The sequence below is a fragment of the Thioreductor micantisoli genome, assembly GCF_055392745.1.
In genome coordinates this window covers 1,285,679-1,308,418 of sequence record NZ_AP043760.1, presented here as the reverse complement: position 1 = coordinate 1,308,418, position 22,740 = coordinate 1,285,679, and the positions used below count along the sequence as shown (strand labels likewise).

General features: G+C 22.8%; 20 protein-coding genes. All 20 read left to right on the top strand.

Annotation, left to right across the window (positions count from 1 at the left end; translation table 11 throughout):
- Nucleotides 1–3 precede the first annotated feature (3 nt).
- Entirely contained in the window at nucleotides 4–1,575 is a 1,572-nt protein-coding gene (locus tag ACZ5OA_RS06985) for a mechanosensitive ion channel family protein (RefSeq protein ID WP_464907149.1), read from the top strand.
- Entirely contained in the window at nucleotides 1,541–2,185 is a 645-nt protein-coding gene (locus tag ACZ5OA_RS06980) for a uracil-DNA glycosylase (RefSeq protein WP_464907148.1), read from the top strand. Before ACZ5OA_RS06985 ends, ACZ5OA_RS06980 begins: the two co-directional genes overlap by 35 nt.
- Nucleotides 2,182–3,258: a hypothetical protein gene (locus ACZ5OA_RS06975; RefSeq protein ID WP_464907147.1), complete on the top strand. Its 1,077-nt coding sequence runs from the start codon at nucleotides 2,182–2,184 to the stop codon at nucleotides 3,256–3,258. The genes ACZ5OA_RS06980 and ACZ5OA_RS06975 overlap by 4 nt, the downstream gene beginning before the upstream one ends.
- Nucleotides 3,259–3,333: 75 nt before the next feature.
- Nucleotides 3,334–4,596 carry a S41 family peptidase gene (locus ACZ5OA_RS06970; RefSeq protein WP_464907146.1) on the top strand — a complete coding sequence of 421 codons (1,263 nt, stop codon included), beginning with the start codon at nucleotides 3,334–3,336 and terminating at the stop codon, nucleotides 4,594–4,596.
- Entirely contained in the window at nucleotides 4,597–5,304 is a 708-nt protein-coding gene (gene purC, locus ACZ5OA_RS06965; RefSeq protein ID WP_464907145.1) for a phosphoribosylaminoimidazolesuccinocarboxamide synthase, read from the top strand.
- A complete protein-coding gene (purS, locus tag ACZ5OA_RS06960) occupies nucleotides 5,301–5,543 on the top strand; it encodes a phosphoribosylformylglycinamidine synthase subunit PurS (RefSeq protein WP_464907144.1) in 243 nt (80 codons plus the stop codon). The genes purC and purS overlap by 4 nt, the downstream gene beginning before the upstream one ends.
- Nucleotides 5,540–6,214: a phosphoribosylformylglycinamidine synthase subunit PurQ gene (gene purQ / locus ACZ5OA_RS06955; protein WP_464907143.1), complete on the top strand. Its 675-nt coding sequence runs from the start codon at nucleotides 5,540–5,542 to the stop codon at nucleotides 6,212–6,214. Before purS ends, purQ begins: the two co-directional genes overlap by 4 nt.
- Complete coding sequence (locus ACZ5OA_RS06950; protein WP_464907142.1) at nucleotides 6,215–7,312, top strand: peptidoglycan DD-metalloendopeptidase family protein; 1,098 nt, start codon at nucleotides 6,215–6,217, stop codon at nucleotides 7,310–7,312.
- A complete protein-coding gene (locus ACZ5OA_RS06945) occupies nucleotides 7,309–8,298 on the top strand; it encodes a hypothetical protein (RefSeq protein ID WP_464907141.1) in 990 nt (329 codons plus the stop codon). Before ACZ5OA_RS06950 ends, ACZ5OA_RS06945 begins: the two co-directional genes overlap by 4 nt.
- A complete protein-coding gene (locus tag ACZ5OA_RS06940) occupies nucleotides 8,288–8,977 on the top strand; it encodes a lysophospholipid acyltransferase family protein (RefSeq protein ID WP_464907140.1) in 690 nt (229 codons plus the stop codon). The genes ACZ5OA_RS06945 and ACZ5OA_RS06940 overlap by 11 nt, the downstream gene beginning before the upstream one ends.
- Before the next feature lie 111 nt (nucleotides 8,978–9,088).
- Nucleotides 9,089–10,357, top strand: a complete 1,269-nt coding sequence (locus ACZ5OA_RS06935; RefSeq protein WP_464907139.1) for an AAA family ATPase — start codon at nucleotides 9,089–9,091, stop codon at nucleotides 10,355–10,357.
- A gap of 9 nt (nucleotides 10,358–10,366) precedes the next feature.
- Complete coding sequence (locus tag ACZ5OA_RS06930; RefSeq protein ID WP_464907138.1) at nucleotides 10,367–11,095, top strand: RloB family protein; 729 nt, start codon at nucleotides 10,367–10,369, stop codon at nucleotides 11,093–11,095.
- Complete coding sequence (locus ACZ5OA_RS06925) at nucleotides 11,088–11,480, top strand: YobI family P-loop NTPase (RefSeq protein ID WP_464907137.1); 393 nt, start codon at nucleotides 11,088–11,090, stop codon at nucleotides 11,478–11,480. Before ACZ5OA_RS06930 ends, ACZ5OA_RS06925 begins: the two co-directional genes overlap by 8 nt.
- A complete protein-coding gene (locus ACZ5OA_RS06920) occupies nucleotides 11,464–14,715 on the top strand; it encodes a YobI family P-loop NTPase (RefSeq protein ID WP_464908334.1) in 3,252 nt (1,083 codons plus the stop codon). Before ACZ5OA_RS06925 ends, ACZ5OA_RS06920 begins: the two co-directional genes overlap by 17 nt.
- Before the next feature lie 15 nt (nucleotides 14,716–14,730).
- On the top strand, nucleotides 14,731–16,707 hold the full coding sequence (locus ACZ5OA_RS06915) for a site-specific DNA-methyltransferase (protein ID WP_464907136.1): 1,977 nt from the start codon (nucleotides 14,731–14,733) through the stop codon (nucleotides 16,705–16,707).
- Nucleotides 16,708–16,716: 9 nt separating this feature from the next.
- Complete coding sequence (locus tag ACZ5OA_RS06910) at nucleotides 16,717–17,778, top strand: Fic family protein (RefSeq protein ID WP_464907135.1); 1,062 nt, start codon at nucleotides 16,717–16,719, stop codon at nucleotides 17,776–17,778.
- 92 nt (nucleotides 17,779–17,870) lie between these two features.
- Nucleotides 17,871–20,540 carry a restriction endonuclease gene (locus tag ACZ5OA_RS06905; RefSeq protein ID WP_464907134.1) on the top strand — a complete coding sequence of 890 codons (2,670 nt, stop codon included), beginning with the start codon at nucleotides 17,871–17,873 and terminating at the stop codon, nucleotides 20,538–20,540.
- Between the two features lie 18 nt (nucleotides 20,541–20,558).
- Nucleotides 20,559–20,834, top strand: coding sequence for a peptide-methionine (S)-S-oxide reductase (locus tag ACZ5OA_RS06900; RefSeq protein WP_464907133.1), 276 nt, complete (start codon nucleotides 20,559–20,561; stop codon nucleotides 20,832–20,834).
- A gap of 14 nt (nucleotides 20,835–20,848) precedes the next feature.
- Entirely contained in the window at nucleotides 20,849–21,133 is a 285-nt protein-coding gene (locus ACZ5OA_RS06895; RefSeq protein ID WP_464907132.1) for a phasin family protein, read from the top strand.
- Entirely contained in the window at nucleotides 21,120–22,739 is a 1,620-nt protein-coding gene (locus ACZ5OA_RS06890; protein ID WP_464907131.1) for an ABC1 kinase family protein, read from the top strand. Before ACZ5OA_RS06895 ends, ACZ5OA_RS06890 begins: the two co-directional genes overlap by 14 nt.
- The last annotated feature ends 1 nt before the right edge of the window (nucleotide 22,740 follow it).

Below are 22,740 nucleotides of genomic sequence, written 5' to 3'. Positions count from 1 at the left end.
TTTTTGAAAAAAATTATTATTTTATTGATTTCGTTTTATTTATATGCAGCGCCTGAAGCAATAGACAATAATATTACTTCAGTAGTAGATATGAATAAAACTACTGTTTTATATAGAAATGAAATTAAAGATATAGATAATCAATTAAATAAAATTGATTTTTTTATTAAATATGAGCAATATCAAAAATTAGAAAAATTAAAAACTAAATTAAACAATGTAGAAAAAAAATTAAAATATTTAAAAAAATATAAAAGACATACAAAAAAAAATGAGATATCTTCTTTAGAATTAGAAAAGACAGCTTACAAGCAACAAATTGAAATAATAGGATTGGGTAAAAATAATTTATTTGATGTTGTTATTTTTGTTAAGCCTCTTCCTAAGCCTTTTCATATTACTAATCCTTTTGAAATAGTAAGCGTAATTAATTATAAAAAAGAGATTGGAAATATGATAAAAAAATATGAATTACAATATAAAGAAATGGATGTTATTATTTCTTTATTAAATAAAAAAAAACATTTGTTATCTTTATTAAATGATAGTAATAAAAATATTGATAAAATTATAGAAAATTTTCATCTTATAAAAGATATTTATAAATCAAAACTTGAACAAATCAAAACTCAGGCACTTCTTTATACTCAAAAAATGCGAGAAGAAGAAAATTATCAATTTAAAAAATTGATAACTCTTCTTATTACTATTTTTATTTCTATTTTATTTTTTACAATGATTAAATTTGCCTTTAAAAAGTATCCCAAAAACATTGAAAATATTTATCTTATTAATAAGATTTTAAATTTATTGAATTTTACAGTAGCAGTTTTGATTATAATGTTTTTTTATATTGATAATGCGACATATTTAGTAACAATATTAGGATTTGCATCAGCTGGTATTGCTATTGCTATGAAAGATTGGTTTATGAATCTTTTTGGATGGTTTGTTATTCTTACGACAGGAAATTTTAAAGTAGGTGATAGAATAAAAATTACATTACAAAATGGTAATTTGGAGATTGTAGGAGATGTTGTTGATATAACTATGACAAGAATTGTTATGCATGAAGATGTAACTTTAACAACTTATAATAAAAATAGAAGAGCAGGAAGAATTGTGTTTATACCTAATAATGTTGTTTTTACAAATCCTATATTTAATTATACACATTCTGGTTTGAAAACTATATGGGATGGTATTGATATTGTTATTACATATGACTCTAATTTTAGAAAAGCTGAATATATAGCTAAGGAAGTTGTTAAAAAGTATGCAAAGGGTTATACTGATATGACAAGAATTCAGTTAAATAAACTAAGAAGTAGTTATAATATTAGAAATACAAATGTAGATCCTAGAATATTTACTTTTATAGGGGAATATGGAATAGTAGTTAGTTGTTGGTATTTAAATAGTTATTCTCCTTTAGCCCTAAGAAGTAAAATTTCAACAGATATTTTAGAAGCTTTTCTTAAAGAAGATGATATAACTGTTACATATAATACATTTAATATAATAAAAAAAGAAAATAATCATGAACAAACTCTTGAAACTAAAACATCTATATAATTTATCTCTAATTGAAGATTCTTATTTTGAAGGGTTTAGTGCAAGTGATGAAAATTATAATATACCAGGTGGTTTTAAAGAATTAGAAAATATGGTATTAAATTGTCATTTGTGCAATCTTTCTAAAAGTAGAAATAAAGTTGTGTTTGGAGAAGGTAATTTACATTCAAAAATAATGTTTATTGGTGAAGCTCCAGGAAGAGAAGAAGATTTACAAGGTAGAGTTTTTGTAGGAAGAAGTGGGGAACTTTTAACCAAAATGATAGAAAATGTATTAAATATGAAAAGAGAAGAAATTTATATTACAAATATAGTAAAATGCCGTCCTCCCCAAAATAGAGACCCTGAGATTGAAGAAGTTGAAAGTTGTAAACCTTATTTATTAAAACAAATAGAAATAATTAATCCCAGAGTTATAGTTCCACTTGGTAGAATTGCTTTTAAATATTTATTAAATAACGAAACACCTATTACAAAAGCTAGAGGTAATTTATACAGTTTTAAAGGAATTAAAGTTATACCAACATTTCATCCTAGTTTTCTACTTAGAAATCCATCGAAGAAAAAAGAAGTATTTATAGATTTAAAATTTATTAAGGAGTTTTTATGAGGATATTATTGTTGATAATACTGTTTTTAAATATAGTTATGGCAGATGGAAAAAATATAACAATAGATAAAAATATATCCTTAAATAATGTAAGTGAAAATAAAACAACAATTGTATTACCAAAAGAAATAGATGAAGAAAATTTAACAAATATTGGTGAAAATAATAATAATAATAATGAAGAGTTAGATATAGCTATTCTTATCAATGAACAGAAATTTTTTAAATATTTACCAAGTCTGATAGATTCTATAGATTCTTATTTATTAAATAAAGATATAAATTTTAAAGTAAAAGTATTTAATATGGATGGTAATTTAACTTCTTTAAATGAAATTACACAAAAATATAATAATATATTTATATATTCTATTGATCCTAAAATAGTAAATAAACTTTCAATTTATCCAGAGAATAACTTTTTTTTACCTATAATTAATAGAAATCAAGTAAATGATGATATCTCTGAAAATATTTTTTTTGGAGGATTAGATTTTTATAAGCAAGTAAAAGAACTAAATAATTTTGTAACAGATGAAAGTTATATTATAAAAGAATATAATATGCTTTCGAATTTAACAACAAATATTGAAAAAAATATTATAAATCCTCAAGAAATATTAACATATCCAATTAATTATAAACGAGAATTAAAAGATTTAAATAATTCTTATGTTTTTGCAAATACAAAGGTTGTCCATACAGCCCAAATTCTATCAAATTTTACATATTATAAAATTAAGCCAAAACTTATTTTATCTACTCAAATTAATTATAATCCTTTACTTTTTTCTCTTACAAATCCTGAAGATGTTAAAAATTTTATTGTTGCAAACTCTTTATCATTACCAGATATACAATTATTAGATATTAATATGAATTTAGGAAGTGACTTAAAATTTAATTGGTTAAATTATACGACAAGTGTATTATTAAATAAAGTATACATAGATGAAATGAATGAATATCCTTATTTTTTAAATGATTTTAACCTTTATATTTTTAATAATCAAGTAAATTATAAAACTAAATTATATAGAGTATTAGATAATGGATTTATAGAAATAAAGTAACTACAATTAATTAGATAATAATTAGTTGTAGTTATCAATATAAGTTTGGTATAATTACGAAAAAAAAGGATTAAAATGAGAAGAATATTGTTGTCAATTTTATTGATTATTTCATTTGTAAATGCAAAGAATGTAGATATAACTAAAAATGCAAGACTTGCCGATTATATTAAATTTATGAAAGTAGTTAATATTATTGAAAATTACTATGTAGAACCTCTAACACTAGATCAAATTATTGAAAAGCTATTAAAAGGTGGAGTTTCTGCACTTGACCCACATTCATCTTTTGAAGATAAAAAGTCTTATAAATCTTTAAAAGTTATGACAAATGGTGAGTTTGGTGGGCTTGGAATTGTAATTAGTATGAAAAAAGGAGTATTAACAGTTATTTCTCCAATTGATGATACACCTGCATACAGAGCTGGAATAAAAGCTGGAGATATTATTCTGAAAATAAATGATAAAGCTACACTTGATATGACATTGGATGGAGATATTAAGCTTATGAGAGGAAAGCCTGGTACTAAAATCAACTTAACAATTGTAAGAAATGGAAAAAAGATAAAAGTTAAAATTATTAGAGCAATTATAAAAGTGAAATCTGTAAAAGAATATACTTTAAAAAATTATCCAGATATTGAATATATAAGAATTTCATCATTTGATAAAAATGTAGTAACTTCACTCAAAATGATTATGAATAAAATGAGAAATAAAAAAGGTATCATAATTGACCTTAGAAATAATCCAGGTGGCCTGTTGAATCAAGCGCTTGGAACTTTAGATATGTTTATAGATGATGGAAAACTTTTAAGTGAAAAAGGTAGAGATAAAAGAAATAATAGAACTTGGTATGCTCATAGTGCAGGTACATACAAAAATATTCCTATAGTTATTTTAGTAAATGGTGGAAGTGCAAGTGCAAGTGAAATCGTAAGTGGTGGTATGCAAGATAGAAAAAGAGCTGTAATTATTGGTGAAAAAACATTTGGAAAAGGAAGTGTTCAAGCAATTATTCCTATCAATAAATCAGAAGCAGTTAGACTTACAATTGCAAAATATTATCTTCCAAGTGGTAGAACAATTCAAGCAGTGGGCGTAACTCCCGATATAGTTGTAAAACCTGCTAAGATTGTTCCTTTGGAAAATAGTGGACTAGATATTAAAGAAAGTGAATTAAAAGACCATTTAAAAGCTGAACTAAAAACAAAAAAAAGTAATAAAAAAGTAATAAATAACAAAAAAATAAAAGAGAAAGTTGTAGATAAAGATAATCAACTTCAAACTGCAGTGTCAGCCTTGAAAGCAATAATAATATCAAAAAAAGGAGAATAAGTGAAAAAAGAACTACTTTATGAAGGAAAAGCTAAAAGAATATATGCAACAGATAAAATAGATGAGGTTATTTGTGAATATAAAGATAGTTTAACTGCATTCAATGGTGAGAAAAAATCAAGTGAAGAGGGAAAAGGTGCTCTGAATTTAGCAATTACAACTTTAATTTTTGAAGAATTAGAAAAAGTTGGGATTCCAACACATTTGATTAAAAAGCTAAGTGATACAGAGCAACTTGTAAAAAAAGTGGATATTATCTTAATTGAAGTTGTTGTAAGAAATATTGCAGCTGGAAGTTTGGCTAAAAGACTTGGGCTTAAAGAAGGTGAAAAATTACCTTTTACAATAGTTGAATTTTATTATAAAAAAGATGAACTTAATGACCCATTAATCAATGATGACCATGCAATGATTTTAGATTTAGTTGATAATGGAAGTGAATTGGATACATTAAGAGCGTATGGAAGAAAAATTAATGAGTTTTTAGCCCAATTTTTTGGAAAAGCTGGAATGACTTTAGTTGATTTCAAAGTTGAGTTTGGAAAAGATGACAAAGGAAATATTATTTTAGCTGATGAAATAACACCAGACAGCTGTAGATTATGGGATAAAAAAACTGGTAAAAAAATGGATAAAGATATTTTTAGACAAGATTTAGGTGATTTAAAATCAGCATATCAAGAAGTTTTGAAAAGGATAGCTAAATGAAAGTAGTTGCAAATATATTTTTAAAAAATGGAGTTTTAGATCCTCAAGGAAAAGCAGTTCATCATAGCCTTGATGCTCTTGGATTTGAAAGTGTTAAAGATGTTAGAATTGGAAAACAAATTTTAATTGACCTTGACACGGAAGATGAAACAAAAGCAATTAAAGAAGTTGAAGATATGTGTGAAAAGCTTCTTGCAAATACTGTAATTGAAACTTATGAAGTGGAAATAAAAAAATGAGAGTTTCAGTTGTAGTTTTTCCTGGAACAAATTGTGATAGGGATACTAAATGGGCATTTGAACAAATTGGTGCAGATGTTGAATTTATTTGGCATAATGAAAATGATCTAAAAAATCCTGATTTAGTAGTTTTACCAGGTGGATTTAGTTATGGAGATTATCTAAGAAGTGGTGCAATTGCTAGATTTTCACCAATTATGCAAAAGATAGTTAAGTATGCCAACAAAGGTGGATTCGTTTTGGGTATATGTAATGGTTTTCAAATATTACTTGAAAGCCATCTTTTGCCAGGTGCTATGAAAAGAAATGAAAATCTACATTTTATTTCTAAATATCATAATTTAAAAGTAGTAAATAATGATAATAAATTTTTAAGAAATTTGAGTGTTGGAGAAATTGTAAATATTCCAATAGCTCACGCAGAAGGGAATTATACTCCAAAAAGTGAAAATGATTTGAAAAAATTATGGAATAATGGACAAGTTTTACTTCAATATGTGAATGAATTTGGAAATATTTCCAATCCAAATGGAAGTGCAGATAGTATTGCTGGAATTTGTAATGAAACAAAAAATGTATTTGGACTTATGCCTCATCCAGAAAGAGCTATGCAGTCAATTTTAGGTAGCGTGGATGGTGTAAAAATGATTACATCATTTTTGGATAAATAAATGAAAAAGCTTCTTCTTTTACTTATTCCATTTTTTCTTTTTGCTTATAGAGTGGATATACAAACATGGCATAAAAGTGATACAGTGTGGGGATTTTTCAAACAAAATCATATACCATTTAGCTTATATTATTCATTAAATAAAAATATAAAAAAAGAATTGAAAAAAATTGCCAGAGGTGATGATATTTATCTTTTAAAAGATGGAAATAAAATAAAACAGGCATTAATTCCATTAAATAATAAAAGACAATTGCAAATAGTAAATGACAATAAAAAATGGATTACAAAAGTTATTCCTATTCATTATGGGGTAGAAGAGCATAGTGCAAAAATAACAGTAAATAATTTTCTTTCTTATGATGTTTATAGTGTTACAAAAAATCCTTATTTATCTAGGCATATTGTAAATATATTTTCTGATAGAATCAATTTTCGAACTTTACCCAAAAATACAAATATAGATGTTTATTATAAAACAAAAAGTCGTTTTGGAAAATTAGTGAAAATAGATGTTTTATATTCGAAAATAAAAAATAGAAAATATACTATTGAAGCTTATAAATGGACAGATGGTAGATATTATGACCAAAATGCTAGAAGTCTGAAAGGTATGTTTTTATCGGCACCTCTTAGATATACAAGAATTTCATCTCCTTTTGGTATGAGATTTCATCCAATTTTACATAAGTGGAGAATGCATGATGGAATTGATTTTGTAAATAGAGTAGGAACTCCTATCCATACAGTAGCCGATGGAAAAGTGATTTATAAAGGTTGGATTAGAGGATATGGAAATGCTGTTGAAGTGAAACATAGAAATGGATATATGACTTTATATGCTCATCTTAGAGGTTTTGGACACATTAAAAGAGGAGAATGGATAAAACAAGATAAAGTCATAGGTTATCTTGGAACTACAGGAATGAGTACAGGCCCACATTTACATTTTGGAGTTATGCATAATGGCAAGTGGATAAATCCGATAAAAATTAGAAAATCTGCAAAAATTATTTTGTATGGTAAAAGAAGAAAAAACTTTTTTGTATATGCTCAAAGTTTACAAAGTAAACTAAAAGAAAGATTAGCAAGTAAATGAAAAAAATAATATTTTTATTTTTATTTGTCTTTGTTTTTGCAGATGAACATTTAATTTTATCTAAATTTCAAAATCTGCAAAAATTTTATTATAATAATCAAATAGTTCATCTTAAACTTAAAACTATTTCTGCTCAAAATGGGGATATAGTTATTTCAAGTAATTATCCAATAGAAGTTAATACTTCAACAGATGATAATATTACATATTTTAGTGATATTTCATTTGAATTAAATAACACTTTTCCTGAATTTAATGTTTCTTTAGAAAATAATGGTATTAAATTAGATGAAATAAGTATAAATATAAATTCTAAAATCAGAAATTTAACTCCTCCTAATAATTTTTGTGGAATTTTAGCAAAAGATGTCAATATTACAAACCCAATATTATCTGATTATAATAGTGATAAAAATATTTTATATTTTGATGTTTCATTCAAAGATGCTAATGTAAAAGATTTTATTTTTGATAAAAAAGTTGATTTTACTTTAAAAGATAAAAATGGTAGTAATTCAATATATTCATATTCTGCCTTAGTTCCTAAGAATAAAAATATTTTTATTATAAATTATTTTAATATAACAAATAACAAATATGAAAAAATACCTTTGAATGTAAAATTAAATGATGAAAAAGTTTCAACACAAGTAGATTTAAATCCTGTAAATAAAACAAGAATATACATTATAAATGCAATATTAGGAGCGTTAATTTTATTATGGTTATTGCTATATTATTATAGAAAAAAATTAATTTATATTATTTTAATTATATTAGCTATAAGCTGTTTAATATTTTTAAATTGGCCAAAACCAGAAATTATTCTAGAAGAAGGAGAGCAGATACATATTTTACCTTTTAATAATTCAACTGTATTTTTAGTAATAGGAATTCCTACAAAAGTAAAAGTGCTTAATAAAAAAAATGGATATAAAGAAATATTATTTAATAATAAAATAGGATGGGTAAAAAATGATAGATAAAATTAAAATGTATTGGATTTTTGTAAGAAATTTTATTGTTTTTGCTATTACGGCATTTTTAATGAAATTGTTTCCTAAGTATAATGTTCAATTAAGAAAATGGGCTGCAAGAAGTTCTATTCCAACATGTATAAATGAAATAGAGATTAAGGGAAATATTGATGAAAAAGCTGATATTTTTATAGCTAATCATCAGAATATGATAGATGCAGATATTATTGAATTTTTATTGCCAAATGTTGATTTATGTTGGGTGGCTAAAAAAGAAGTTGAAAATTTATTTTTATTTGGTAATTTACTTAGTAAAAGTGGTGCTATTTCAATTGAAAGAGAAAATAAAAGATCATTAGTTGAACTTATAAAAAAGGCAGATGATAGATTAAAAAAAGGTAAACAATTTATTATTTTTCCAGAAGGAACAAGAAATAAAAATCCTAAAAAACTACTACCTTTTAAAGCAGGTGCAAAACTTTTAGCTGAAAAATATAATTTAAAAGTGCAACCATTATTATTGCTTGGTATAGATAAAATTATAACATTTGATCCTCTAAAAGTAAAAAAAGGTAAATTAACAGTAATTGTACTTCCTACTAAGAAACCTAAAAAAAAGACTAATTGGTATAAAGAATTAGAAGAAGAGATGCAAAAAACAGTTGATGAGTATTATGAAGGAAAATAATAAATTAAACTAAAATAGAAAATATTTATAAAATATATATAAAATTTGTATTTTTTTTACAAATTATTGTTTTATTTTGTTATAATAGTTCAAAATCAATAGGAGAATTATATGTTAATCCAATTTAGTGTAAATAATTATCGTTCGATTAAAGATACTATTACTTTAAATATGAAAGCTTCAAATTCTAAAAATGATAAATTAAAAAATTATTTTTCTATCAGAGATTATAAATTATTAAAAAGTGCAGTTATTTATGGTGCTAATGCTAGCGGTAAAAGTAACATTGTTAAATCTATGAATTTTATGAAAAATTTTGTTTTAAACAAATTTAAAATTATTCAATCAACAGATAAACTTCTTCATTATCCTTTTAAATTATCAAATGAAACTGAAAATAGCTCTACTACTTTTGAAATTATTTTTTTTAAAGGTGAGATTAAATATAGATATGGCTTTGAATATGATAATAATACTATTTATTCTGAATGGCTTTTTGCTGATGAGAAAGGAAAAGAATCTAAATTTTTTGTAAGAGATCTTGATGAAGAAGATTATGTAAATAGAGAAAAGTTTAAAGAAGGTTATACGTTTTTTGATAAAAAAAATAAAAAAATAAATATTAATAAAAATCAATTGTTTATTTGGAAATGTGATCAAAATAGTGGGAAAATTTCTCAATCTATCCTTAAATGGTTTAAAAATTTTAATGTATTAAGTGGAGTTGAACTTAAAGAAGATATAACCTTGAATTTAATTAAAGAGCTTAATTTAACAAAAGAAGTGTTAAATTTAATTAAAATAGCTGATATAAGTATTGATAATATCTCAGTTGAGGAAGAAGAGGTAAAAAATTTCGATAATTTACCTTTTGAAGTAAAAAATACAATTAATCTTCAAAAAATTTCACAAGTTTCAAAAATTTTAATTAATACAAAACATAAAAAATATGATAAAAATGGTAATATTGCAGGAGAAGAAGAATTTGACTTAAATGAAGAATCAACAGGAACTAAAAAACTTTTTGCTTTATCCGTACCTATAATTGATACTTTAAGAAATGGTAAAATTTTAGTTATTGATGAATTAGAAGCAAATTTACATCCAATTTTAACAAAATATTTAATTCAATTATTTAATGATGAAAATATTAATAAAAACAATGCTCAATTGATTTTTACTACACACGATACAAATTTATTAAAGCCTTATATTTTTAGAAGAGATCAAATTTGGTTTAGTGAAAAAAATAAATTTTCTTCTACAGAGCTTTATTCATTAGTGGAATTTAAAGGGGTAAGGAATAATGAAGATTTTGAAAAACAGTATATTCAAGGTAAATATGGAGCTATTCCTTATATGGGAAAATTTGAATTTTAAAGGAATTTTATGGCAAGAAGAGGAGGGGATAAACTATTTCAAAAAAATAAACAGAATAAAAAAGACTTAGAAAGAAAAATAAAAACTAAAAAAACAAAAGCTAAATTAATTATAGCGTGTGAAGATAGTATTTCTGCTCCAACATATTTTCAAGAAATTATAAATGAATTAATATTAAATAAACATATTTCTCCATCTTCAGTTGTAATTGTTCCACACAATGGAAAAACTCATCCGACCGGAGTTTTAGAGAATTTAAAAAATTATGATAAAAATGGAATAAATTATAAAGATTTTGACGAAAAATGGATAGTTATAGATAGAGATGTAAATTATAAAGGAGGAGGACATACAAAAGAAGATTTTAATAATGCTTTTAAAAAAGCAAAAAGAGAAATAAAAATAGCATATGCAAATGATTCTTTTGAATTGTGGTATCTTCTCCATTTTACATATAGAAATACTCCCATTATGAGAGATGAAATTATAAAAGAAATAATAAAATCTTTAAAAAATAAAGATGAAAATATTTTTCGTTATTTAGATGAAGATAATTTTAAACAAGCAAAATATCAAGAACAAATTTTTAAAATTTTAAAAGAGTTGCAATCTACGGCTATTGAAAATGCTAAAAGACTTTTAGAAAGTTATAGTAATTTTCATAATCCAGAAATAGACAATCCTTCTACAAATATTCATAAATTGATAGAAATCTTTTTAGAGTTAGAGAATGATTGAAATAGTAGATAAAATTTTACTCAAAATTATAAGAAAATTAAGTAAAATTCATTGCTATTTATTAAGCAAATATGAAAATGTGAAAAAATGGAATTTTAAATATATGATTCCAGAAAAAAATGCAAAAAATATTAAAACTTATGAAGAATTTTTATTAGAAGCATTAAGAAAAAATAGAGAAGTTAAGAATATTGCTGTTACAGGTGATTATGGAAGTGGTAAAAGTAGTTTTCTTAAAAGTTTTGAATATAAATATCCTGAATGTAATTTTTTAGATATTTCACTTGCTACATTTGATGAAATAAAAAATAATGAAACAAAAAAAGATATATCAATTATTGAAAAATCTATATTAGAGCAAATTTTTTATAGAGAACCTGTATGATAAGATTCCACAATCAAGATTTAAAAAAATAAATTCACATAAATGGATTTTTCTACAGATAAATACAATACTTACTATATTAACACTATTTTCAATACTATTTCTTTTAAAACCTAAATTTATCACTGAGTTACATATTTATCAAATTTTTATAAAATATCATCTTGAAGAATTTGAATATTCTGCAATAGGAGTTTTATTAGTTGTTTTATATTTTGTTATAAGATATTTTGTAAAAAATTTCAATGGTTTTGTATTAGAAAAATTTAATCTTCAAAATATGGAGATACAAACTAATAAAGAAATAGATGAAACTTCTTTATTAAATAAATATCTTGACGAAATACTATATTTTTTCGAAAAAACTGATTATAAAATTGTCGTTTTTCAAGATTTAGATAGGTTTGAAAAGAGTGAAATATTTATTAAACTAAGAGAATTAAATAGATTAATAAATAACTCTAAACAAATAAATAAACGAATAGTTTTTATATATGTTTTAAAAGATGAAATATTTAAAGATGAAAAAGAAAGAGTTAAATTTTTTGATGCAATTATTCCTATAATCCCATATGTAAATACTAAAACTTCTTTTGATACTTTATCAGAATATTTCAAAACAGAACTTAAAGAAGAAGAAAAAATGGAAAATTTTTTAAAAGATATATCAATTTATATTTATGATATGCGACTTTTAAAAAATATTTATAATGAATATAAAGTTTTTAAATTGCAGATTGGAAAAGGTCTTGATAAAACAAAATTATTAGCTATGATAATTTATAAAAATTTTGATCCTCAAGATTATTCTAAACTTCATAAAAGTGAATCCGTTATTAATGGAATTATTAGTAAAAAATATGAATATATAAAAAAAGAAATTGAATTAAAAGAGGGAAAAATTATTGAGTTAAAAAAAGATTTAGATAATAATATTGATGTTCAAGAATTAAAAAAGATTTATATTTATGAAATAATAACTGAATTAAATATAAATGAATATTTATATTTAGATAATATTAGAATATCTATTTCTAAAGCAATTGATGATGATAATTTTAATAAAATAAAAAATTCAAATAATTTAAAAAAAGATAATAATTATTATAATAATTCAATTTCTTTTAAAGATATTGAAAAAAAAGTAGATTCAAATCTTACTTATGATGAAAGAGAAGAATTAATTTTAAGTAAAACAAATAAAAAAATAATTCAATTAGAAAATGAAATTGATGAATTAAAAAGTGAAACAGAAAATTATAAATTAAAAAATATTTTAGAAAAAATAAGTATAAATAATGACTTAGAAGAAAAATTAAAAGATAAAGAATTATTAAAATATTTTCTTTTAAACGGATATATTGATGAAGATTATTATTTATTTATATCTTATGATATGAAAAATGTTCTTACTCCAAATGATACACAATTTTTAAAAGCAGTTAAAATTAATAAAGAATTAGGATTCGATTTTAAAATAAATAATATTAAAACACTTATTACTTATTTAAATAATAATGATTTTTCTAAAAATGGGATTTTAAATACATATTTACTTGAATTTATATTAAATGATAAAAAAAATAAATATAAAACTCAAAAACATCTATTTTTTAAATTGTTATCTTTTGATAGTGAAAGAGTTAAAAAATTTATAGTTTATTGTGCTGATAATCTTTTAAATAAGAGTAAATTTTTTAATTTAATTGTAAAATATAATCCTAATGTATGGGAAATTATAGAAACTTTTTGTGAAGAAGAAAAATTATATATTTATTGTTGGGATATATTTTATTTAGCGGATTATGAAGATATTTTAAAACTTAAATCTTTTAAAGAATATTTTGAAAACGAATCTTATATCCAAGAATTTAATGAAAATGGAAGAGAAAAAGTTAAAAAATATATTAAAGATAACAATATCAAATTTAGAAATTTAAATTCAATAAGAGATATAATAATTTCAAATTTCATTTTAGAAAATAATTATTATGAACTTAGTGAAAAAATGATAAATAATATGATATTTATTCATTGTGTTTCAAAAAATAAACTTAATGTTGAAAATGACTTAAAAATAAAGCATTATTCTACTATAAAAACTAATAAATTATTTAATAAGAAGTCAGCGGAAACTTTACTAAATTATATAAATGAAAATATAAATGAATATATAAAAAATGTATTTTTAAATATTGAAACTAATACAAAAGAAAGTGAAGAAAGTATAGTTGAATTATTAAATAATAAAGAAATAGAAAATGAATTAAAATATCAAATAATTAAAAAAGAGGAAAATAAAATTTCTAATTTATCAGATGTGAAAGATGTAAGTCTTTGGAAAATTCTCTTAGAAAATAATAAAGTTTTAGCCACTTGGCAAAATGTAGGACATTATTATAAAAAAGTTAAAAAAATCGATGAATATTTATTTAACTTCCTAAACAATTCTACAAATTCAGAAGAATTATCAAAAATTAAAATTGATGACGAATTTTGTGAAAAATATGAATTTAATAAGAATATTTTAGATGATATAATTCTATCAAATGAATTTAATAATCAAAATTATAAATTATTACTTGAAAATAATCCTTATTGGTATGAAAATATTGATATAGAAAATTTAGATAATGAAAAGATAAAAATTTTGATAGAAACTAAAAAATTTCAAATTACACAAGAAAATTTAAAAAATTTAACAAATAAAAATTTACATATTGAATTTATTTTAAAAAATATTGATGAATTTTTTAAAAACTTAGATAATTTATTTTCTATTTTAAGCAAAGAAGATTATATTAAAATATTAAAAGATGAAAAAATAGATATAGAGAAAAAAATTTCATTTATTGAAAAAATTTCGTTAAATAATTATAATGAAGAGTTGTCAAATATTATATATGAAATTTTTACAAAAAATAATAAAAAATTGGATATTCTTTTATTAGATGAACTTTTTAAATATTTAGATTTTGATAAAAAATTTGATTGTTTAATAACTCAATTAAATTTAAATGAGAAGTTGAATTGTGAAGAAATAGATAAATTATTAAATAATTTCGATTCTCCTTATAATGAACTTTGTAAAAAGAGTAATTATCCTTTATATTTAAAAAATAATAATGAAAATAGAAAATTTTTAGACATATTAGAATCAAAGAATTGTATTTCATCTTATCCTCCAAATAAGAAAAATAAAAATGAACTTATTATTTATAGGAAAAAAAAATAAGAAAAAAGGACAAAAATGCAAAAACTCAATAAAAATAGCTTAGATTTAACAAAAGAGAATATTTCAAAATTGAAACAAATTTTTCCGGATATTTTTTGTGAAGATAAAATTGATTTTGAAAAATTAAAAGAGAATTTAGGGGAGTTTATAGAAGAAAGTGAAGAAAAGTATCAATTTAATTGGTTTGGTAAAAAAGATTCAAATAAAATTGCTTTAACTCCGACAAGTGCAACTTTGAGAGTGGATAAAAATTCAAGTAAAAGTTGGAATGAAACAGAAAATGTTTATATTGAAGGGGATAATTTAGAAGTCTTAAAAGTTATTCAAAAAGCTTATTACAAAAAAGTAAAAATGATTTACATCGACCCTCCTTATAATAGAAATGCAGATGTAATATATGAAGATGATTATTCTGATAATTTAAAAAATTATTTATCAATGACGGGGCAAATTGATGAAGAGGGTAATCCACTTACTACAAACACAGAAAAAAGCGGAAGAAAACATAGTAATTGGCTAAATATGATTTATCCAAGATTAAAAGTTGCAAGAAATTTGCTAAAAGCTGATGGTGTTATTTTTGTTTCTATTGATGATAATGAAGTGGCAAATTTAAGAAAAGTTATGGATGAAATTTTTGGGGAAGAGAATTTTGTTGGAATTTTATCAGTAGAAAATAATCCAAAAGGTAGAAAAAACTCTAAGTTTATTTCTGTAAGTAGTGAATATTGTGTTGTTTATGCTAAAAATAAAGAAATAAGTTATTTTATCGAAAATATACCTAAAAATATGAATGATATGTCTTTAGATGAAAATGGGAATTATATTCATAATAGTGGGAAAAGAGTTTTAGTAGGGGAAAATAGTTTTAATAAAGAAGTTTTAAATTTCAATTCAGAAAAACATTATAGTGTTTATTATAATAAAGTAAAAAATAAATTAATTATAAAAAATGAAAATTCAATTAATGAAATAAATGAATTTTTGACAGATAAAGGATATAAAAGATTTATTTCATTTAAGGAAAATAAGTTTGTTGATAATACTTATACTTTTAAAAAATTATTGGAATTATTTGAGAATAATGCATTAATTTTTACAGAAAATAAAATTTTTGAAAAGAATTTTAATAACAAAATTAGAATAAAAAGTATTTTAAAAAATATTTTTTATGATGCACTTATTAATAATAAAAAAGAAAAATTTAAAATTGATTTAAAAACCACTTCTGCTAATGAGCTTTTGAAAAAAATATTTGGTATAAAAGATTTATTTAAAGCACCTAAAAATGTTAATTATATCAAATTATTGATTACTCTTTTAGCAGAAAAAGATTTTTTAGTATTAGACTTCTTCTCCGGTTCAGCAACTACTGCAAATGCAGTTATGGAATTAAATGCCGAAGATGGTGGAAATAGAAAATTTATTTTAGTGCAAATTCCCGAACCAACAGATGAAAAAAGTGAAGCTTACAAAGCAGGTTATAAAAATATTTGTGAAATTGGAAAAGAGAGAATAAGAAGAGCAGGGGAAATAATTAATGAAAAATTGAAAATGGATAATGGAAAATTAGATATTGGATTTAAAGTTTTTAAACTTGATAGCACAAATATTATCGAATGGGACACGAATGTTGACGATTTAAAAAAAGATATTCTTGAAAGTGGAGATGTTATTAAAAGTGATAGAAGTGATGAAGATTTACTTTATGAAATTTTATTAAAACAGGGAATTGCTTTAAATTCAAAAATTGAAATAAAAGAAATTTTAGGTAAAAAACTTTATATCGTAGAAAATGGGAAAGTTACTCTATTTTTTGATGAAATTAATATTGAAATAGCAAAACAAATTGTCGAGTTATTAAAAGATAAAAAAGATGATTTAAATATTCTATTTTTAAAAGATAAAAGTTTTTCTACAAGTGAAGAAAAAGTAAATATAAAAGAACTTTTTAAACAGATGAATATTTTTGATAGAATTGTTACTTTTTAAAGGATAAAAATGCTTAATTTACCACTAAAAAAAGATATTGAAACAAAAAAAATTTTGAAAAAATGTATAAAAGCAAATAGTGCTTTGTCAAAATTAAATGGAGTTTCAAAAATTATTCCAAATCAAATGATTTTGATAAACGCATTAACTCTTCAAGAGGCAAAAGATAGTAGCGAAATTGAAAATATAATCACTACTCACGATGAACTCTATTTAGCAAATATGGGAGAGAAATTTTCAAGAGAAGCAAAAGAGGTTATTAATTACAAGGAAGCTTTAATTTTTGGATTTGAAGAGGTTCAAAAAAAGAAAATAATAACTATAAACGATATTATAAAAATTCAATCAATTACCGCTGGAAATAGTGCAGGAATTAGAAAACAGCTGGGAACTGTTTTGAAAAATGATAAAACAGGAGAAGTTGTCTATACTCCACCTCAAACTTATGATGAAATTATGAATCTTTTAGAAAATCTGTTTAATTATATAAATGATGATAGTGTAGAAGATTATGACTATTTAGTTAAAATGGCTTTGATTCATTTTCAATTTGAATCAATTCATCCATTTTATGATGGAAATGGTAGAAGTGGAAGAATTTTGAATGTTTTATATTTAGCTTTAAAAGAGTTACTTGACCTCCCAATTCTTTATATTAGCAGGTATATTATAAAACATAAAAATGATTATTACAGACTTTTGCAAGAAGTAAGAACGAAGGAAAATTACAAAGAATGGGTTTTGTTTATGCTTGATGCGGTTGAAGAAACTGCAAATAAAAGTTGTGAATTAATCGAAAATATAGAAAAAATAATGAATAAAACTCAAAAGATTATTCAAATTAAACTCCCCAAAATTTATAGTAAAGATTTAGTTGAGGTGCTATTTTTACATCCTTATACAAAAATTGAATTTTTAGTAGAGAGATTGAATGTTACGAGAAAAACAGCTTCAAAATATTTAAAAGAGTTAGAAAAAATAGAAATTTTAAAAAATATAAAAATAGGAAGAAGTAGCTATTTTGTAAATATAGAACTATTTGAATATCTTAAAAAAGCTATTAATGGATAATATGGGTAAAAAACTTAAAAATTTACTCATATTGTTTTGATATGGGTAAAAAACTTAAAAATTTACACATAAAAATATAAAAAAGGTAAAAAATGAAAATTCAATTTTATGATGATTTAGATTATCAACTTGAAGCAATAGATTCAATTGTTGATATTTTTCATTCTCAAAAGATAGAAAGCACTATTTTTGGAATGCAAAAAACAAATATTGTAGGAAGTGAAGAGAGTGAAAAAGGGGTAAGAAATAACCTTTTATTGAATGAAGATAAACTTTTAGAAAATATACAAAAAATTCAAAAAAGAAATAATTTAGAACTTTCTACAACAATTGATAAAGAGAATTTAAATTTTTCAGTGGAAATGGAAACCGGAACGGGTAAAACTTATGTTTTTTTGAGAACTATTTTTGAATTAAATAAGAAATATAACTTCAAAAAATTTATAATCGTAGTTCCAAGTATTGCAATAAAAGAAGGAACTAAAAAAAATTTAGACATTACAAAAGAGCATTTTTCTGCTCTTTATGATAATGTCCCTTATAACTATTTTATTTATAATTCAAACAAATTAACTCAAATTAATGAATTTGCAAGAAGTAATAATATCGAAATTATGATAATCAATATTGATGCGTTTAATAAAGATATTAATAAAATAAATAAAAAGCAAGAAGCTACATTAGGAGAAAAACCGATAAATTTAATTGCAGGAACTAATCCAATTGTAATAATTGATGAACCGCAAAGTGTGGATTCTACCCAGAAAGCTAAAGATTCAATGAAAACTTTAAATTCTCTTTTTATTTTGAGATATTCAGCTACACACAAAGAAAAATATAATTTAATGTATAAATTAGATGCAGTTGATGCATATGAAAAAAAGTTAGTAAAACAGATTGAAGTGGCATCTATTAAATTGAGTGATACCTCAAATTTACCTTACATCAAATTTATTTCTTATAAAGAAAAGCCAATTAGTGCAAAAATTGAAATAGAAGTTTTGAAAACTGGAAAAGTGCAAAGAAAAACTCAAAATATAAAAGGAAATGATGACCTTTTTGAAATAACGAAAAGAGATATTTATAATGAATATTTAGTTCGAGAAATTTATATCGAAGAAGGACATGAATATATTGAATTTGTAAATGGTAAAGTTTTACGACTTGGCGAAACAATAGGTGAAATTGATAAAGAAAAAAGTCAATTTTTGCAACTAAAAAAGACAATTGAAGAGCATTTAGAAAAAGAAAAAATATATCTAAAAAAAGGGATTAAAGTTTTGAGTCTCTTTTTTATTGATAAAGTTGCAAATTATAGAAATTATGAAAACAAAACTTCACAAAAAGGGAAATTTGTTAGATTTTTTGAAAAGTCATTTAATGAGCTTATCAATAAACCAAAATTTAAAGAATTGAAAGAGAGTGTTTATAATAATTTAAATTTAGATGAAATTCACGACGGATATTTCTCACAAGATAATAAAGGGAAACTAAAAGATACAAAAGGTAACTCAAAAGCAGATGAGACAACTTATGAAAAAATAATGAAAAATAAAGAAAAGTTGTTGAGTTTAGAGGAGCCTTTGAGATTTATTTTTTCTCATTCAGCACTAAAAGAGGGATGGGATAATCCAAATGTATTTCAAATTTGCACATTAAACGAAACAAAATCTATAATGAAAAAAAGGCAAGAAATAGGAAGAGGACTTAGAATTTGTGTAGATAAAAATGGAAATAGAGTTTATGGATTTGATATCAATAGATTAACAGTTATAGCAAATGAAAGTTATGAAGATTTTGCTAAAAAGTTACAAAAAGAGTATGAAGAAGATGGAATTAAATTTGCTAAAAAAATTAAAATTGAAAATACAAGTGACAGAGAAAATGTTGAACTTAAAAAAGAGGTATTTTTAAGCAAAGAATTTTTGAATTTATGGGATAAAATAAAAGATAAAACTATTTATAAAATTAAATTTGATGTAAATGAACTTATAGAAAAGTGTATAAAAAGAGTTGATAACGAAGTCCAAATTTCTACTATTCGATATGAATATGAAAAAGCTAAAATTGATATAAAAAAAGATGAAATAGATATTTCAAATAGAGAAAATAAAACAGAAGAATTTGCTACTTTGGATTTTAAATTACCAAATATTGTAAATATTTTGCAAGAAGAAACAAATTTAAAAAGAGAAGATATTATAAAAATTTTAATAGAAATACAAAATTTAAATTATTTCAAAAAGAACCCCGAACGATTTATTGAAGAAGTTTTAAAAATTATAAAAGAAGAAATGAATAAAATAATTATTGATGGAGTGAAATATGAAAAGATTCAAAACTCTGAATATTCACTTCAAGAAATTTTTGATAAAAGTGAAATAGTTGCTTATATGAGAAATTTAAAAAAGTCTCAAAAAAGTGTTTATGATTTTATAATTTGTGATAGTGAAGTTGAAAAAAAGTTTGTAGATGAATTTAATAAAAGTAAAAATATAAAACTTTTTGCAAAATTACCTCCTAAATTTAGAATAAATACCCCTGTTGGGTTTTATAATCCTGATTTTGCAATTGTTGTTGATGTCGATGGAGAAGAAAAATTATATTTTGTCCTCGAAAGTAAAGGGAGTGAAAACCAAGAAGAGAGAAGAGCAAAAGAGAATTATAAAATTAATTGTGCTAAACATCATTTTAATGCTTTATCTAATGATTTAAAATATGTAGTTAAAAAAGATTTTAAAAGTTTCAAAGAGAGTTGGTAAAAATTACAAAGAAAATTAATGGCTAAAGCAGTAGTAGGAGGAGGGTGTTTTTGGTGTTTAGATGCTATTTTTAGAAAAGTTGATGGTATAACAAATGTTGTATGTGGATATGCCGGAGGGAAAAGAGCTAATCCTAGTTATAAACAAGTTTGTACTGGTGTTACAGGTCATGCTGAAGTTATAATGATAGAATTTGATGAAAACAAGATTAGTTTTGATGAAATACTTGATATATTTTTTCAAAATGCTATATTATCTAAAGTAGAAAATTTTTTGTATAATAATAAAAAATAAAAAAAGGAGAGAAGATGAAAATTGAAGATTTAGTAAAAATAGGTGTAGGGGGTGCTTTTTTAACAAAAGAAAAAGTTGAGGGATTAATTTCAGAAGCTAAAAAAAGAGGGGAATTAACTGAAAAAGAAACAGAAGAAATTATTAATAATATGAAAAAAGAATCAGAACAAAAAATGGAAGAAATAAGAAAAATGATACAAGAAGAAATCAAAAAACAATTAAAAGAGCTTGGAGTTGCTACAAAAGAAGATATTAAAAAACTTGAAGAAAAATTTGATAAATTAAATGTTAAAAAATAGTGTTTATGAATTAAAAAGAACAAAAGATATTATATCTATTCTTACAAAATATGGTTTTGGAGATTTAATAGAAAGTTTAGGGGTTTCTGTTCCTTTTAAAAAAAATAAGCCAAAAATATCAAGAAATGAAAGAATAAGAAAAGCTATAGAAGAATTGGGCCCTACTTTTATTAAATTAGCCCAAATTCTTTCACTTCGTCCAGATTTAATTCCAATAGATTTAGCAAAAGAGTTTGAAAAACTTCAAGACAATGTATCATCTTTACCTTTTGTAGAAATAAAGAGTGTTATTGAAGGAGAATTAGGTAAAACTATTAATGATTATTTTATAGGAGATTTTACTCTTTTAGCAACTGCTTCAATTGGTCAAGTATATAAAGCTACATTAAATACAGGAGAGATTGTTGCGGTAAAAGTATTAAAACCAGGAATTGAAGAAAAAATTTTATTAGATATTGTTATATTACAAAGATTAGCTGAACTTTTAAGAAATAAACTTTTAATTTATGGGATTGATAGTGTAAAAATTGTAGAAGAATTTGCAAAATCTATTAAAAAAGAGTTGAATTTCAATATAGAATCTTTATCTCTAAAACGATTTTCAACAAATTTTCAAAATAATCCTAATATTAAAGTTCCAAATCTTTTCTTTTCATCTAAGAAATTACTTATTATGGAATATATTGATGGAATAAAAATTTCTGATATAGATAAATTAAAAGAAAAAGGTTATAATGTAAAAGAGATTGCAAAAAAAGGCTTTGATTTAATTTGTGAGCAAATTTTTATACATAGATTTTTTCATGCTGATCCACATCCAGGTAATTTAATGGTGTATGAAGATAAAATAGTTTTTTTAGATTTTGGTCTTATGGGAAGATTAAGTGAAGAAGATAGAAAATATGTTGTTGAGCTTGTTTGGTATGTTATTCAAAATGAAGAAGAAAAAGCAGCTGAATATATATTAAAACTATCTAAAGTTTCAAAAAATACAGATGTTTCATCTTTTAAAAAAGAAGTCGCTGATATTATTTCTACTTATTTTTATTCTTCTTTAGAAAATATAGAGTTAAAAAACATAATGGAAGATTTATTAATAAGTATGAGTAAATCTAATGTTTTTTTAAAAGAAGATAATTATTTGATTGTTAAATCTTTAGTTATGATAGAAAGTATTGGGAAAAAGCTATATCCTGAATTTAATGCAGTTGAAGAAATAAAACCTTTTATTGTTAAACTTTATAAACAGCAATTTTCTATTTCGAATATTTTCAAAAAATCTCACGAATTAAATTTATCTATAATGGAATTTTTTCAAAAAACACCTTCTGATTTAAATGAAATAATAGATAAAATTAAAAATGGAGAATTAAAAATAGAATTTGAGCATATTGGACTTGATAATATTGAAAAAACTGCTAAAAATTCTTTTAATAAACTTTCTTTATCTATAATTATTGCTTCTATTTTAATTGGTTCATCTATGCTTCTTTCTTTTTATGTTCCACCTTTAATAGGAAATATTTCTATTTTAGGACTTGGAGGATTTATTTTTGCTTTTATTTTGGGAGTATTATTAATGTTCGCGATTATAAAGCAGAAGTAAT